Here is a 14,805-nt window from a genome sequence, read left to right on the forward strand (position 1 = left end):
CGGAGGCTCGCCCCGATGTCGGGTGGGGGATGCGCCTCGTTGGTGGGCGGGCGCGGCCCCAGGGAAGCGGCCCAGGCGGGCGGCCGGGCGAGGCCAGCCCATCAGCCCGGAGCGCCGATTTCCCGCATCTCGGCGAGGCGGTCCGCCAGGAACGCACGCTCGGTCTCGTTGTCCGTCAGGCGCAGAGCGTGCTCGTAGGCGGCGGCCGCCTCGACCGGCCGGCCGAGGCGGCGCAGCAGGTCTGCCTTGATCGCGGGCAGGTAGTGGTACCCGGACAACCGGCGGTCGTCTTCCAGCTCCGTCACCTCGGCCAGCGCCTGCGCCGGGCCGTCGACCATCGCCACCGCCACCGCCCGGTTCAGCGCCACCACCGGCGACGGCCACACCTTCGCCAGTTCGTCGTACAGCACCAGGATCTGCGGCCAGTCCGTCGCCTCGTACGACGGTGCGCTCGCGTGCAGCACCGCGATCGCCGCCTGCAGGGCGAAACGGCCTGGCGGGCCGCCGCGCAGGGACGTCACCACCAGCTCGTCCGCCTCCGCGAGCGCGGCGCGATCCCAGCGGGAACGGTCCTGTTCGGACAGCAGCAGGAGCCGCCCCGTCCCGTCCGTGCGCGTCGCCCGGCGCGCGTGCCCCGCCAGCAGCAACGCCAGCAACCCCCGCACCTCCCGCGAGTCCGGCACCAGCTCTCGCAGCAGCCGCGCCAGTTCCAGCGCCCGCTCGGCGCACGCCACCCGCATCAGCGACTCGCCCGACGGCGCCGTGTGCCCGGTCGTGAACAGCAGGTGGATCGTCGTCAGCACCGCGTCCAGCCGCTCCGGCAGCTCGGCCGGTGCGGGCATCCGGAACGGGATCCGTGCCGCCGCGATCTTCTTCTTCGCCCGCGTGATCCGGGCCGCCATCGTCGCCGGCGGCACCAGGAACGCCGCCGCGACGTCCGGCGTCGGCACGCCGCACACCAGCCGCAAGGTCAGGGCCACCTGCGCCTCGGCCGACAACGCGGGGTGGCAGCACAGGAACACCAGCCGCAGCGGGTCGTCGGCCACCGGGCCGTCCGGCGCGGGCTCGACCAGCAACGGCAGCTTCGCGCGCAGCGTCGCCGCGCGCCGCAGGGCGTCCAGCGCGTTGTGCCGCGCCGCGGTCGTCAGCCACGCGGCCGGGCGGTCCGGCACGCCGTCGCGGGCCCACGAGTCGAGCGCGGCGGCGTAGGCGTCCTGGACGCACTCCTCCGCCAGGTCGAGATCACGCGTGACGCGCACCGTCGCGGCGAGCACCCTGGCCCACTCGCGGCGGTGCGCGTCGGCGACGGCGTCCCGGACCCCGGTCACACCTCCATCAACGGCCGCACCTCGACCGCCCCGTCCATGATCGGCAGCAGCTTCCCGATGGCCACCGCCTGATCGAGGTCGGCCGCCTCGACCACGAAGAACCCGGCGATGACCTCCTTGCTCTCCAGGAACGGGCCGTCGGTCACCGCGCCGCCCTTGTGGATCGTGCGGGCCTGCGCCACCGGCTGCAGCCCCTGCTCGTGCACCACCCGGGCGCCCATGGCCTCGATCTTCGGCCCGACGGCCAGGTTGGCCTCCATGACCTCCGGCGGGATGTCGGCCACGCCGCCGGGGAGTTCCTTTTCGTAGATCAGGATCGCGTACTGCGGCATCGTCACGTCCCCGCTCACCAGTTGCCCGTTTCCGGCCCCATCGCACCACATTCGAGCCCGCCCGCGCGCCGGTAGCGCTGCAGCAGCCCGCCGCGCGGCAACCGCTCGGTGTGGGTCAGCTCCAGCGCGCCCGGCCCGGCGCCGGAGCCGAACAGCCGCTTGCCCGACCCGATCACCACCGGGAACACCAGCAGCTGGAACTCGTCGACCAGGTCGTGCGCGAGCAGTGTCTGCACCAGGTCGCTGCTGCCGTGGACCTGGATGTCCCCGCCGTCGCCGCGCTTGAGCTCGGCCACCGCCCCGGCGGCGTCCCCGCGCAGCAGCGTGCAGTTGCGCCAGCCCACCTCGGTCAGCGTCCGCGAGGCGACGAACTTCGGCAGCCCGTTCATCAGGTTGCCGAACGGGTCGTCGGCCAGCGGCCAGGTCGCGGCGAACTCCTCGTAGGTCTTCCGGCCGAGCAGGAGCGCGCCGGCTCCGCGGGTGAATTCGAGCATCAGCTCCAGCACCCGCTCGCCGATGAACGGCACCGCCCAGCCGCCGTGGGCGAAGCCGCCGTCGCGGTCCTCGTCCGGGCCGCCCGGCGCCTGCATCACGCCGTCGGCCGTCACGAACGCCGTGACCACAAGTTTCCGCATGCCGATCCCTTCCTCACCGGGCGTCCCGGTGACGCCCGCGCCCCTACGGCGAACGAGCGGCCCCGGAATCGACAACCGGCGGGAACTAATCCTGGCGGGCCACGCCCCGGACGAGGAGCATGATGCCCTCGCGCACCTCGGCTCGGGAGCGCTGCGGCTGGAACACCTGCCAGTCCAGGGCGACGACCAGCAGCGTGCCGAACAGCCCGGCCGCCGCGGTCGGCACCTCGATCCCCGGCGGCAGGCGCCCGGCGTCGGCGACCCGCTGCAGCTGCTCCTTCACGATCGAGACGATGTCCTCGCGCAGCAGAGACAGCGTCTCCTGCCACTGGCCCGGCGTCCGCCACAGCTCGCTGACCAGGATCTGCGAGAACCCGCGGTGCCCCGCGATGAACTCCAGCCCGGTGTCCACCAGGGACTCCAGCGCGGCCACCGGGTCCGGCTCGGCCGCGTGCGCCCGCAGCCGCTCGGCGAGCTGCCCGACGCCGTAGCGCAGCAGCGCGTCGATCAGCCCGTCCTTGCTGCCGAAGTTGTAGTACACGGTGCCCTTCGCGACGCCGGCCGCCGCCGCGATCTCGTCCACCGTGAGCCCGGCCAGCCCCTTCTCGGTGGCCAGCCGCAGCGTCGCCTCGAACAGCTTCTGCTTGGTGCTTTCGCCGCGGGGGCTCACAGCGACAGCTCCGGCTGCAGCTTCGACACCGTCCACACCCGTTGCCTGCGCGCGGCCAGCGCCGACACCGCGAGCGCGCCCACCAGGTAGGCGACCAGCACCCCGATGTCCAGCAGGTTCCGCAGCGACGCGCCGGTGTAGAGCAGGTGCCGCAGCCCGTCGACCACGTACCCCATCGGCAGCACGACGTGCAGCGGGTACAGCGCGTCCGGCAGGGTCTGCCACGGGAACGTGCCGCCCGCGCTGACCAGCTGCAACACCAGCAGCACCAGCCCGAGGAACTTGCCGACGGCGCCGAAGAACGCGTTGAGCGCGTGCACGATCGCGGTGAACGTCAGCGACGCCAGGATCGCGAACGCCAGCGCGCCCACCGGGTGCGCGATGTGGATGCCGACGAACCAGGTCACGGCGGCGAACAACACGACGACCTGCGCGATGCCCAGCAGCGCCGAAGGCAGCCACCCGCCGAGCGCGACCCGCAGCGGCGCGGTGCCCGCCGCGATCGCCCGCGACGACAGCGGCCGGATCAGCAGGAACAACACGAATGCGCCGATCCAGGTGGCCAGGGCGAGGAAGAACGGGGCCAGCCCGGCGCCGTAGGTGCCCGCGGAGGCGACGCCGACGGAGTTGACCGCGACCGGGTCGGCGATCGTGTCCGCGGTCGCGGTCCGCGTCGGGTCGCTGGGGTTGGGGATCTGCTGGAGCCCGTTGTTCAGGCCGTCCCGCAGCTGGCCGGCGCCGGTCGCCAGCTCCCGCGTGCCGGACAACGCGGTCTTCTCGCCGTCGTTGAGCTGGTTCGCGCCGGCCGAGAGCGTGTTCGCGCCGTCGGCGGCCTGCGCGATGCCGCCGGACAGCGCGGGCGCCGAGTTCGCCAGCGTGGCGGCCCCGGCCGCGACCTGCCGCGCCCCGTCGGCGAGCTGGTTCAGCTGGGCCGACGTCTGCTGGATCCTCGAGTTGGCCTGGTCGACCGGGGCCCGCAGGTCGCCCAGCACGCCCTGCACCCGCTCGATGTCGGTCTCGGACAACCCGGCCGCGCGCAGCCGGTCGGTGAGCTGGTTGTTCACGTCGTCGAGGTTGCGCACCAGCTGGGCGGATCCGCTCGCCACGGTGGACCCGGCCGCGGCGACCTGGCTGTTGCCGTCGGCGACCTGCTGGGCGCCGTCGGCCAGCTGCCGGGTGCTCTGCGGCAGGGTCGCGGTGCTCGACCGGAGCGTGGACAGCCCGGACGACAGCTGGGCGCTGCCGGTGGCCAGCTGCTGCGCCCCGTCGGCGAGCTGCTGCTGGCCGGTGAGCAGCCGGTTCGCGCCGTCGGCGAGCTGGGTGGCGCCGGTCGCGGCCTGCTGGGTCTGCTGGTAGATGGTCGAAAAGCCCATCAGGAACCGGTTCGCGGCCTCGCTGCCCACCTTCTCCGCGATCGTGTCGCGGATCTGCTCGGCGACCTGGTTGGCGATGGTGTGCGAGAGGTAGTTGTTCGCGTCGTTCGTGGTCAGCTGGATCGTGGCGCGCTGCGGGGTGAAGTTGCCGCTGGAGAGCAGCGCGGCGGAGAAGTCGCGCGGGATCGTGATCGTGAACGCGTAGCGGTCGTCGCGCACCCCGGCGTCGGCCTCGGCCGCGGAGACCTCGTGCCACTGGAACGTGCCCGAGCCGACCACCGAGGACGTTACTTCGTCGCCGACGTTGCGGTCGGCGGAGCCCGCGTCCTCGTTGACGATCGCCGCGGGCAGCTTGCCGAGGCGGCCGTAGGGGTCGAAGTTGGCGTAGAGGTAGAACGACGCGTACAGCAGGGGGACGAGCACCAGCGCGGCCACGGCGAGCTTGGGCAGCTTGCCGGAGGTCAGGCGGCGCAGTTCCCCGGCGGCGAGCCGGAGGCCGGTCACTGCGGATCTCCTTGCACGAGTTCGGGTTCGGGCTGCTCGGTGCGGCCGAGCAGCGCCGGGGGAGCGGGCAGTGCCCCGGTCGGGGCGGTGGCGGTCAGCACGACGACGGCGAAGCCGCGCTCGGCGTGTTCGCGGGCGAGGCCGGCCCAGCTGGAGACGTCGCTGCTGTGCCGGTCGGGGGTGTCGAGCACGAGCAGCCGCACCCCGGGCCGCGCCGCGGCCAGCGCGGTGAGCAGCCGGGTGCGCTCGGCGGGGGACAGGTGCTCGAACCGGACGTCCGCGCGCCCGGCGAGGTCGTGCTCGGACAGCCACCGCGCGACGGCGTCCTTGCCCGCGGGCAGCTTCCCGATCGACAGCTCCTCGGCGACGACCATCCGCACCGGCAGCGAGTCCTCCGGCGCGGTGATCTCGGGCGCGTCCACCACGGCGCTGACGCGGCGCAGCTTCGCGGCGTCCGCCTTGCCGTCGAGCGTCACGAGCCCGGTCGTCGGCCGCATCCGCCCGGTCAGGGCGAGACCGAACGCGGTCACCCCGGCGCCCGGCTCGCCGTGCGCGAAGACGAGTTCGCCCTCGCCGACGGCGAGCGAGGTCGGCGGCAGCACCGTGCCGTGCGGACCTTCGACGGTGACCCGGTCGGCGTGCACCCGCACAGGATCCCCCTCTTTTGAACTGACTGGTCAGTTCAAAAGTTACGCCCGTCCTCCGGAGCCCGCAACTCGGGGGTCAGCGCAGCGCGGACGCGGGCCGGACCTCCCAGTACGACCACAACGGCCGGTACCCCTGACGCGGCCAGAACACCGAGGACAGCGGGTTGGCCGGGTTGTAGTAGAGGTAGGTCGCGCGGGCGCCGAGGTCGGCGAACTCGCGGTGCACCCGGCTCAGCAGCGCCCGGCCGATGCCTTCGCCGCGCGCGTGCTCGCTGGTCGCCACGTTGTTGACGTAACCCCACTGCCCGGCGGGCAGCAACTCGGCGGCCCACGACCCGGGCGCCGACTCGACCCACCCGCAGTCGGCCAGTGCGACGGCGACGCCGTCCCGTTCGGCGAGCCAGACCGGCGCGTCCGCGGCGAGGTTGCGCTCCAGCCGCGGCGTGATCAGCTGCGCAGTGCCCGGCCGCCACGGCCCGGCGACCAGGCTGGAGTAGCGGAACGTGGCCATCGACAGCGCCACGACCTCCTCAAGGTCCTCCGGCCGCGCGCGGCGGATCGTCACGCCCGGCGGGGGTGGGTGGTCCTCCGGCGGGCCGGTGCGGACGGCGAGCACGGACAGCGGCACCAGGCCGTGGTCGAGGAACGCGCGCACCGCCTCGGCGTCCCGGCTCGGCCAGGTCACCGTGCACGACGAGTCCGCGCCGGGCGACTCCCGGTCCATCCGGCGCCGCCAGGCGCGCAGCAGCGCGTCCATGCCCGCGGTCCCGGTGTCCCCGACGCACGGGAACAGCTGCCACACCTGCGCGGCCGACCACAGCAGGTCGAACGCGCCCGGCTGGTGCCGCTGGACCTGGACCACCCCGGTGACGCGGGTGCCGTCCGCGGTGGCCGCGGTCAGCACCTCGCCCTCCGGCGGTGGCGCGGCGGGCGGCAGCAGCGGGTCCAGCGCGCTGAACCGGGCCCGCTGCGCGGACAGCAGCGCCGCGCTCACGGGCACGCGCGCGCCCGGAAGATCGCCGTGCCCGGGAAGAGCTTGCCCCGCAGCGGGCTCCACTGGCCCCACACCCGGGTGTGCCCGGCCGGCCACTCCGGCTCGATCAGGTCCTCCAGCGCGAACCCGGTGGCCGCCAGCGCCCGCACGTAGTCGCCCACCGTGCGGTGGTACTCCACGTAGGTCGCCTTCCCGTCCCCGTCGACCTCCACGTAGGGGGTGCGGTCGAAGTACGGCTGGCTCGCGGTCAGCCCGGCCGGCCCCGGGTCGTCCGGGAAGATCCAGCGGATCGGGTGGGTCACCGCGAACACCCACGGCCCGCCCGGCCGCAGCACCCGGCGCACCTCGGCGAACACGGTCTCGATCGAGGCCACGAACGGCAGCGCGCCGAACGCCGAGCAGGCCACGTCGACGCTGCCGTCCGCCAGCGGCAGCCGCTCGGCCGTCGCCTGGACCAGCGGGACCTCGATCCCGGTGCGCGCCGCGCCCGCGCGGGCGTGCCGGAGCATCCCGGCCGACAGGTCGAGCCCGACCGGGTGCGCGCCCGCCGTGGCCAGCCAGCGCGAGCACGCCGCCTGGCCGCACCCGATCTCGGCCACGCGGCGGCCGCGCACGTCGCCGAGCAGCCGGGCGTCGGCCTCGCGCACGCCCTCCGGGCACCACACGAAGTCCGCGTCGCCGAGGAAGCCGCCGTGGGTGGCCTGGTAGTCGTCGGCGTCGGCGTCCCACCAGGCCAGGTTGGCCGCCGTCGCCTCGTCCGCGGTCACCTCCCGGTGCGCCACGCCGATCGTGCCGAGCCGGTGTTCGGCGCGGGCGTGCCGGTCCGGGTCGAGGTCGCCGCCGTTGTCGTCTGCCGCCGTCGTCACACCGGTATTCTCACCGGTCAGCCCCGCCGCGTCCGTGCGGGCGACCCTGTTTGTGCCGCGCGTGGGCGGCCGCGTACGATATCTCTAGCGCAGTGGGTTCGCGCTACCTTCCACTCGGCAGAGCTGAGCCGGGTTCCGGGTCGCGCACCGTCGGCGGTGATGCTCCGCGGCCGTTCCGTTGTGAACGTTTGCTCATGGTTGCCGTCGCACGCTCACCGCGCGCGCAAACTGCAAACCTACTCGAGCCGTAAACCAACCGGAGCAACCCACCTAATGACCACCGACACCACCACCGCCCCGACGTCCGGCGCCGCCCAGGTCGCCGTCAACGACATCGGGTCGGAGGAAGACTTCCTCGCCGCGATCGACAAGACGATCAAGTACTTCAACGACGGCGATATCGTTGAGGGCACCATCGTCAAGGTCGACCGCGACGAGGTGCTGCTCGACATCGGTTACAAGACCGAGGGCGTCATCCCCTCGCGTGAGCTGTCCATCAAGCACGATGTCGATCCCGGCGAGGTCGTCAGCGTCGGTGACGAGGTCGAGGCCCTCGTTCTCCAGAAGGAGGACAAGGAAGGCCGGCTGATCCTGTCCAAGAAGCGCGCCCAGTACGAGCGCGCCTGGGGCACGATCGAGGAGCTCAAGGAGAAGGACGAGCCCGTCAAGGGCACCGTCATCGAGGTCGTCAAGGGCGGCCTGATCCTCGACATCGGCCTGCGGGGCTTCCTGCCCGCCTCCCTGGTGGAGATGCGCCGCGTGCGCGACCTGCAGCCCTACGTCGGCCGCGAGCTCGAGGCGAAGATCATCGAGCTGGACAAGAACCGCAACAACGTGGTCCTGTCCCGCCGGGCCTACCTCGAGCAGACCCAGTCCGAGGTCCGCAGCGAGTTCCTCAACGCGCTCGCCAAGGGCCAGGTCCGCAAGGGCGTCGTGTCCTCGATCGTCAACTTCGGCGCGTTCGTCGACCTCGGCGGCGTCGACGGTCTGGTGCACGTCTCGGAGCTGTCCTGGAAGCACATCGACCACCCGTCCGAGGTCGTCGAGGTCGGCCAGGAGGTCACCGTCGAGGTGCTGGACGTCGACATGGACCGCGAGCGCGTGTCCCTGTCGCTGAAGGCGACCCAGGAAGACCCGTGGCGCCAGTTCGCCCGCACCCACGCGATCGGCCAGATCGTGCCGGGCAAGGTCACCAAGCTCGTCCCGTTCGGCGCGTTCGTCCGCGTCGAGGAGGGCATCGAGGGCCTGGTGCACATCTCCGAGCTGGCCGAGCGCCACGTGGAGATCCCGGAGCAGGTCGTGCAGGTCGGCACCGAGGTCATGGTCAAGGTCATCGACATCGACCTGGAGCGCCGCCGGATCTCGCTGTCGCTGAAGCAGGCGAACGAGGGCTTCACCACCGACACCGAGTTCGACCCGACGCAGTACGGCATGGCCGCCGAGTACGACGACCAGGGCAACTACATCTACCCCGAGGGCTTCGACCCCGACACGCAGGAGTGGCAGGAAGGCTACGACAAGCAGCGTGAGGAGTGGGAGCGCCAGTACGCCGAGGCGCACGCCCGCTACGAGGCCCACATGCGGCAGATCGCCAAGGCGGCCGAGGCCAGCGCCCAGGCGGCGGCCGAGGAGGCCACCGGTGGTCCGGTCGGCGGCGGCGAGCAGAACTACAGCTCGACCGGCGGCGGCTCGGAGCAGCGCAGCGGCGGCACCCTCGCCAGCGACGAGCAGCTCGCGGCTCTGCGCGAGAAGCTCTCCGGCGGTGCGTGAGCCCTCGCGGCTGAGTGACTGATCCGTGGCCCCCGGTCCTGCTTGGACCGGGGGCCACGGTCGTTCCCGGGGCCGACCCGGCGCTCGTTGCCGGTGTGGCGCTGGACAACGGGTTCCGTCGGCGGCTCGGCTGCCGCCTCAGGCGAGTTCGAGGTCCAGCCCGTTGATCATCGCGCGGATGCCGGATCCGAACACCTCGTCGTAGGCGTCGTCGGTGGTCTCGATGAACCACTTCGGCGGCGGGTTGCGCGCGCGGTGCGTCAGCTCGACGCTCACCAGCCCGTGCATCGTGGTCCAGATCAGGTATCCGGTGACGTTCGGGTCGCGGCCCGGCGGCGTCACCGGCGCCACGCGGTCCACCAGCAGGTCGAAGCTGCTCCGCTGCGCGAACGCCCGCAGGTCCGGGTCCGGGTCGAACCCGGGCACCGACTGCTCGAACATGAACGCGTACCGCGCCGGGCTGTCCAGCGCGAACCGGCGGTAGGCGCGGGCCAGCGCGAGGATCCCCGCTGCCGGATCGCCGGAAACCGGCGGCACCGCCCGGAACTCCTCGTGCAGCATCTCGAAAGTGCGCTCGTACAAGGCGTCCAGAACCCCGTTGCGGCCGCCGAAGCGCGTGTAGACCCCGATCGTCGACGTGCCGGCCGCCTCGGCGACGCTGCGCACCGTCAGCCCTGCCACGCCCTGCTTGAGGAGAACCGTCAGCGCGGCCTGCAGGAAGCGTTCCCTGCTGTGGCTGTCGCCGTGGCCGTGTCGGGTGGCCATCCGCCGCGCACCCCCTTCGCTCTCCTGGAAGCAACTTAGGGCATAACGCGCGTTATCGCGCCCCCGCCACGGCAGGCATGATGAAGTCGTGGCAGTCGACTTGGTCTTCCGCGGGCGGCGCGTCGTCGCCGACCGCGCGCTCGTGATGGCGATCGTGAACCGCACGCCCGACTCGTTCTACGACCGGGGCGCGTCCTTCGCGGACCCGGACGCGCTGGCGGCCGTCGACCGGGCCGTCGCGGAGGGCGCGGACATCGTGGACATCGGCGGGGTCAAGGCGGGCCCCGGCAGCGACGTCGGGGTCGACGAGGAGACCCGCCGGGTGGTGCCGTTCGTCGCGGAGATCCGGCGGCGGCACCCGGACCTGGTGATCAGCGTGGACACCTGGCGGCACGAGGTCGGACGCCTGGCCTGCGAGGCCGGAGCGGACCTGCTCAACGACACCTGGGCGGGCGCCGACCCGCGGCTGGCGGAGGTCGCGGCCGAGTTCGGCGCCGGGTACGTGTGCTCGCACACCGGGGGAGCGGTGCCGCGCACGCGCCCGTTCCGCGTCCGCTACGAGGACGTCGTCGGCCAGGTGATCGAGGAGATCACCCGCCGGGCCGAGGAGGTCGTCGCGCTCGGCGTGCCCCGCGGCGGCGTCCTGATCGACCCGACGCACGACTTCGGCAAGAACACCTGGCACAGCCTCGCCCTGCTGCGGCACGCGAGCGAGCTGACCGCGACCGGCTGGCCCGTCCTCATGGCACTGTCCAACAAGGACTTCGTGGGGGAGACCCTCGGCGCCGGCGTCACCGAACGGCTGGACGGCACCCTGGCCGCCACCGCGCTCGCGGCCAGGGACGGCGCACAGGTGTTCCGGGTGCACGAGGTCCAGCAGACGCGCCGCGTGCTGGAGATGGTGGCGACGATCGCGGGGGAGCGCCCACCGGCTCAGGCGGTGCGCGGCCTGGCCTGAGCCGGGCGCCGGACGGCGGAAAGCGCTATCGCGCGGAGCCGTTGAGCCCGTGCAGCACGCGCTGCAGGATCTGCGAGTCCAGGAACTCCGGCTCCGGCAACGGCTCCTCGGCCGGGTACTCGGTCGCCGGGCTGGGCATGCGGTGCGGGGAGCGCGTCGGGAGGGCCCCGGTCAGGCCGGCCGGCAACGGCAGCTCGCACCAGGCCGTGCGGTGCCCGCCGGGCAGGGCGACGGTGTTGATGGTCCAGCCGGGCAGCTCGGGGGGTTCGCCGGGGCGGTCGTCGTCGAGTTCGACGACCACGACGTCGCGGTGCAGGCGCAACCGGACGGTCAGGAAGCGGGGCGATCGCCGGTCCGCCCCTTCCACCGAGGACCGCACCAGGTGCCGGATGACGGTCGCCGCGTCGTCGGCCAGTGGCCGCAGTTTCCACTCCAGGAGGGCGAAACGGACGAACATCTCGGCGCAGCTGACGGCGGTCGGTGCAGCCACGAGCCGAAGGTCGTCTACCTGGGTGGTCGCGGTGGTCACGCCAATCCTCCCTAACATCCCCGTGGCCCGGCGAGCGCCACGAGACCGTACGTGTCGATCATCCCCGCTGGTGCGCGAGACCCTACGGCAAGGCTCGCGACAAAGCGAGAGCCGCCGTGCGCACCGCTGGAGAGACGCGCTCGACCCGGACCCGGTTGCTCCAGCCCGAGATCGAAATCGCGGCCCGTGCCCGGCCGGTCGCGCCGAGCACTGGACTGGCTGCACAGGTTACGCCCACCCCGGATTCCTCCCGCTCGTAGGCGACCCCCTCGTCGCGGATCCGGGTCAGCTGCCGCCGCAGCAGCCCGGGCGCGGTGATCGTGCGCGGGCCGACCCTGGTCAGGCCGGCCGCCAGCACGGTGTCCAGCACGGACGCGGGGGAGTGCGCCAGGATCGCCTTGCCCACCGCGGTGGCGTGCGCGGGAAACCGGCCGCCGATGCGCGAGGGCAGGGCGGGCGCGTCCGGGCCGCGCACGATGTCGAGGTACACCACCTCGGTGCCTTCCAGTACCGCGAGGTGCACCGTGTTGCGGGTGGCTTCGCGCAGATCGGCCAGGTAGGGGCGGGCGGCGTCGACGAGCCCGCGTTCGCGGCCGGCGAGCTGCCCGATCTCGAACAGCCGCAGCCCGAGCCGCACCGCGGTGCCGTCCCGTTCCAGCAGTCCGTGCGTGACCAGGTGCCCGGTCAGCCGGTGCACCGACGACTTCGGCAGGCCGGTGCGGCGCGCGAGTTCGGACGCGCCCAGCGCCTGATCGCCCGGCCGGAACGCGCCGAGCAGCGCGGCGATCCGGGCGGCGGTCATCCCGTCGTCCCGCTCAGCGGCACACATGCGTTGAGTGTGCCGCACTCCGGGGCGCACCGTGGAGCCGACCCCGGAAGGAGGGCGCATGAGCACCCGGAAGGCACGGGCCGCGATCGTCGGACCCGGCAACATCGGCACCGATCTGCTCGTCAAGCTGCGGCGCAGCGAGCACATCGAGGTCGCGTACATGGTCGGGGTGGACCCGGCTTCGGACGGCCTCAAGCGCGCGGCCGCGCTGGGCGTGGAGACTTCGGCCGAAGGAGTGGACTGGCTGCTGTCCCGCGACGAGCTGCCGGACATCGTCTTCGAGGCCACCTCCGCCAAGGCCCACCTGGCCAACGCGCCGCGCTACGCCGAGGCCGGCATCCAGGCCGTCGACCTGACCCCGGCCGCCGTCGGGCCGTTCACCTGCCCCGCGGTGGACCTGCCGGACCAGCTGGGCGCCGCGAACTTCAACATGATCACCTGCGGCGGCCAGGCCACGATCCCGATCGTGCACGCCGTCGCCCGCGTGACCGAGGTGCCCTACGCCGAGATCGTCGCGTCGGTGTCGTCGCGGTCGGCGGGTCCGGGCACGCGCGCCAACATCGACGAGTTCACCCAGACCACCGCGCGCGGCCTGGAGATCGTCGGCGGCGCCGCGCAGGGCAAGGCGATCATCATCATCAACCCGGTCGAACCGCCGCTCATCATGCGCGACACGGTGTTCTGCGCGATCTCGCCGGACGCCGACCGCGACGCGATCACCGCCTCCATCGAGCGGATGGTCGCCGACGTGCAGGAGTACGTGCCCGGCTACACGCTCAAGGCGGCGCCGCAGTTCGACGACCCGCGCCCGGGCTGGCAGGGCCGCGCCAGGGTGGCGGTGTTCCTGGAGGTCGCCGGCAACGGCGACTACCTGCCGCCCTACGCCGGGAACCTGGACATCATGACCGCCGCGGCCGCCCGTGTCGGCGAGCTGCTGGCCGCGAACCGGACTCAGGAGGTGCCGGCATGACCGAGCGGGAGGTGCGGCTCGTCGACACGAGCCTGCGCGACGGCAGCCACGCCATGGCCCACCAGTTCACCGAGGAGAACGTGCGGGACACCGTGCGGGCGCTCGACGCGGCGGGGATCTCGCTGATCGAGGTGACCCACGGCGACGGGCTCGGCGGGTCGACCTTCAACTACGGCTTCTCGCTGGTGGACGAGCGGAAGCTGATCGCCGCGGCCGTCGAGGAGGCCAAGCAGGCCAAGATCGCGGTGCTGCTGCTGCCCGGCCTCGGCACGGTCGCCGACCTGGAGGCCGCCGCCGACCTCGGCGCGGGCGCGGTGCGGATCGCCACGCACTGCACCGAAGCGGACGTCTCCATCCAGCACTTCACCGAGGCGCGCAGGCTCGGGCTGGAGACCGTCGGGTTCCTGATGCTGTCGCACATGGCCACGCCGGAAGCGCTGGCGAAGCAGGGCCGCATCATGGTCGACGCCGGCTGCCAGTGCGTGTACGTCGTGGACTCCGCCGGGGCGCTGATCCTGGAGGAGGCCGCCGACCGGGTGGCCGCGCTGGTCGCGGAGTTCGGCGACGCGGCGCAGGTGGGCTACCACGGCCACCAGAACCTCAGCTTCGGCGTCGCGAACTCGGTGCTCGCCCACCGGGCCGGCGCGAAGCAGATCGACGGTTCGCTCGTGGCGCTCGGCGCGGGCGCGGGCAACTCGCCGACCGAGGTGCTGGCCGCGGTGTTCGAGCGGCTCGGCGTCGAGACCGGTGTGGACAAGGACGTGCTGATGGACGCCGCGGAGAACGTGGTGAAGCCGTTCATCACGCGGCTGCCGGTGATGGACCGGTCGTCGATCGTGCAGGGCTTCGCCGGGGTGTACTCCAGCTTCCTGCTGCACGCCGAGCGCGCCGCGGAGCGCTACCAGGTGCCCGCGCACGAAATCCTCTACCGCGTGGGGGAGAAGCGCTACGTCGGCGGTCAGGAGGACATGATCATCGACATCGCGTTGCAACTGGTGGCGGAGCGCGAGTCCGCTTAGGACGACCGCACGAGCAGGCGCACGCAGTGCTCGACCAGGCGTTCCCGGGGCATCTCGGGGGTGCCGGACAGGTAGGCGGTGAACAGGTGGGTCAGCGCGCCGACGAGGCCGATCGCGGTCAGCTGCTTCTCCAGCGCGTCCATGCGCGCGGGCAGCTGCTCGCGGATCAGCCCGGCGAAGGCCGGCAGCAGCGCCATTCCGCGTGCGGACAGGGCCGGGTCGGTGATCGGCGCCAGCAGCAGGACCCGGCCCTTGCGTGGATCGTCCAGCATCAGCTCGACGAACGCGGTGACCGCGGCCTCGGCCCGCTGGGCCGGGGCGCGGCGGCTGTCCGGCACCGCGCCGGCGATGGCGCGGTGGGCCTCGGCGGCGACCTGCTCGTAGACCGCGACCACCAGTTCCTCGCGGTCGGTGAAGCTCTCGTAGAAGTACCGCTCGGTGAGCTTCGCGTGCCGGCACACCGCCCGCACCGTCACCGCCGCGCTGCCCTCGGTGCCGAGCAGGTCGAGCCCGGCGTCGAGCAGCTGGGCGCGCCGGGCCGCCCGGCGGTCGCTCAGGGTGGTGCCCGCCCAGGTCTTCTCCGCCATCCGCCCTCACAATTGACTACGGGTGTTGT

General features: G+C 73.0%; 16 protein-coding genes. 4 read left to right on the forward strand and 12 right to left on the reverse strand.

Translation table 11 applies throughout. The features are described from left to right. Positions 1–101 precede the first annotated feature (101 nt). The 8 genes from L2C96_RS08360 to L2C96_RS08395 form a co-directional block, all read right to left on the reverse strand. A complete protein-coding gene (locus tag L2C96_RS08360; RefSeq protein WP_237335765.1) occupies positions 102–1,328 on the reverse strand; it encodes an RNA polymerase sigma factor in 1,227 nt (408 codons plus the stop codon). Continuing rightward, a complete protein-coding gene (locus tag L2C96_RS08365; RefSeq protein ID WP_020418509.1) occupies positions 1,325–1,678 on the reverse strand; it encodes a YciI family protein in 354 nt (117 codons plus the stop codon). The genes L2C96_RS08360 and L2C96_RS08365 overlap by 4 nt, the downstream gene beginning before the upstream one ends. Further along, positions 1,675–2,295, reverse strand: a complete 621-nt coding sequence (locus tag L2C96_RS08370) for a dihydrofolate reductase family protein (protein ID WP_237335766.1) — start codon at positions 2,293–2,295, stop codon at positions 1,675–1,677. Before L2C96_RS08370 ends, L2C96_RS08365 begins: the two co-directional genes overlap by 4 nt. Before the next feature lie 85 nt (positions 2,296–2,380). Continuing rightward, positions 2,381–2,965 carry a TetR/AcrR family transcriptional regulator gene (locus tag L2C96_RS08375; RefSeq protein ID WP_020418507.1) on the reverse strand — a complete coding sequence of 195 codons (585 nt, stop codon included), beginning with the start codon at positions 2,963–2,965 and terminating at the stop codon, positions 2,381–2,383. After that, on the reverse strand, positions 2,962–4,842 hold the full coding sequence (locus L2C96_RS08380) for a YhgE/Pip family protein (RefSeq protein ID WP_237335767.1): 1,881 nt from the start codon (positions 4,840–4,842) through the stop codon (positions 2,962–2,964). The genes L2C96_RS08375 and L2C96_RS08380 overlap by 4 nt, the downstream gene beginning before the upstream one ends. Continuing rightward, complete coding sequence (locus L2C96_RS08385) at positions 4,839–5,492, reverse strand: ATP-binding cassette domain-containing protein (RefSeq protein WP_237335768.1); 654 nt, start codon at positions 5,490–5,492, stop codon at positions 4,839–4,841. Before L2C96_RS08385 ends, L2C96_RS08380 begins: the two co-directional genes overlap by 4 nt. A gap of 73 nt (positions 5,493–5,565) precedes the next feature. After that, positions 5,566–6,489 (reverse strand): GNAT family N-acetyltransferase, encoded by a 924-nt coding sequence (locus tag L2C96_RS08390; RefSeq protein ID WP_237335769.1) that lies wholly within the window; start codon positions 6,487–6,489, stop codon positions 5,566–5,568. Then, entirely contained in the window at positions 6,480–7,349 is an 870-nt protein-coding gene (locus L2C96_RS08395; RefSeq protein WP_237335770.1) for a class I SAM-dependent methyltransferase, read from the reverse strand. The genes L2C96_RS08390 and L2C96_RS08395 overlap by 10 nt, the downstream gene beginning before the upstream one ends. A gap of 273 nt (positions 7,350–7,622) precedes the next feature. Between L2C96_RS08395 and rpsA the strand changes: the two genes are divergently transcribed. Next, positions 7,623–9,119, forward strand: coding sequence for a 30S ribosomal protein S1 (gene rpsA, locus L2C96_RS08400; protein WP_017988058.1), 1,497 nt, complete (start codon positions 7,623–7,625; stop codon positions 9,117–9,119). 138 nt (positions 9,120–9,257) lie between these two features. Here rpsA and L2C96_RS08405 read toward each other — a convergent pair whose 3' ends face one another. Further along, positions 9,258–9,884 (reverse strand): TetR/AcrR family transcriptional regulator, encoded by a 627-nt coding sequence (locus L2C96_RS08405; RefSeq protein WP_020418502.1) that lies wholly within the window; start codon positions 9,882–9,884, stop codon positions 9,258–9,260. A gap of 145 nt (positions 9,885–10,029) precedes the next feature. Here L2C96_RS08405 and folP point away from each other — a divergent pair, with 145 nt between their 5' ends. Further along, positions 10,030–10,842 (forward strand): dihydropteroate synthase, encoded by an 813-nt coding sequence (gene folP / locus L2C96_RS08410; protein WP_237335800.1) that lies wholly within the window; start codon positions 10,030–10,032, stop codon positions 10,840–10,842. Positions 10,843–10,867: 25 nt separating this feature from the next. Here the strand turns inward: folP and L2C96_RS08415 are convergent, their stop codons facing one another. Both L2C96_RS08415 and L2C96_RS08420 read right to left on the reverse strand, forming a co-directional pair. Continuing rightward, on the reverse strand, positions 10,868–11,332 hold the full coding sequence (locus L2C96_RS08415; protein WP_235716133.1) for a hypothetical protein: 465 nt from the start codon (positions 11,330–11,332) through the stop codon (positions 10,868–10,870). Positions 11,333–11,453: 121 nt separating this feature from the next. Next, entirely contained in the window at positions 11,454–12,200 is a 747-nt protein-coding gene (locus L2C96_RS08420; protein WP_027935942.1) for an IclR family transcriptional regulator, read from the reverse strand. A 58-nt stretch (positions 12,201–12,258) separates the two neighbouring features. Here L2C96_RS08420 and L2C96_RS08425 point away from each other — a divergent pair, with 58 nt between their 5' ends. Further along, entirely contained in the window at positions 12,259–13,170 is a 912-nt protein-coding gene (locus L2C96_RS08425) for an acetaldehyde dehydrogenase (acetylating) (RefSeq protein WP_237335771.1), read from the forward strand. After that, positions 13,167–14,189: a 4-hydroxy-2-oxovalerate aldolase gene (dmpG, locus tag L2C96_RS08430; RefSeq protein ID WP_020418497.1), complete on the forward strand. Its 1,023-nt coding sequence runs from the start codon at positions 13,167–13,169 to the stop codon at positions 14,187–14,189. The genes L2C96_RS08425 and dmpG overlap by 4 nt, the downstream gene beginning before the upstream one ends. Here dmpG and L2C96_RS08435 read toward each other — a convergent pair. Then, positions 14,186–14,776, reverse strand: a complete 591-nt coding sequence (locus L2C96_RS08435; RefSeq protein ID WP_020418496.1) for a TetR/AcrR family transcriptional regulator — start codon at positions 14,774–14,776, stop codon at positions 14,186–14,188. The two genes, dmpG and L2C96_RS08435, sit on opposite strands and share 4 nt — an antisense overlap. Positions 14,777–14,805 lie beyond the last annotated feature (29 nt).

Source organism: Amycolatopsis tucumanensis (genome assembly GCF_021654135.1).
Lineage (GTDB): Bacteria > Actinomycetota > Actinomycetes > Mycobacteriales > Pseudonocardiaceae > Amycolatopsis_E > Amycolatopsis_E tucumanensis.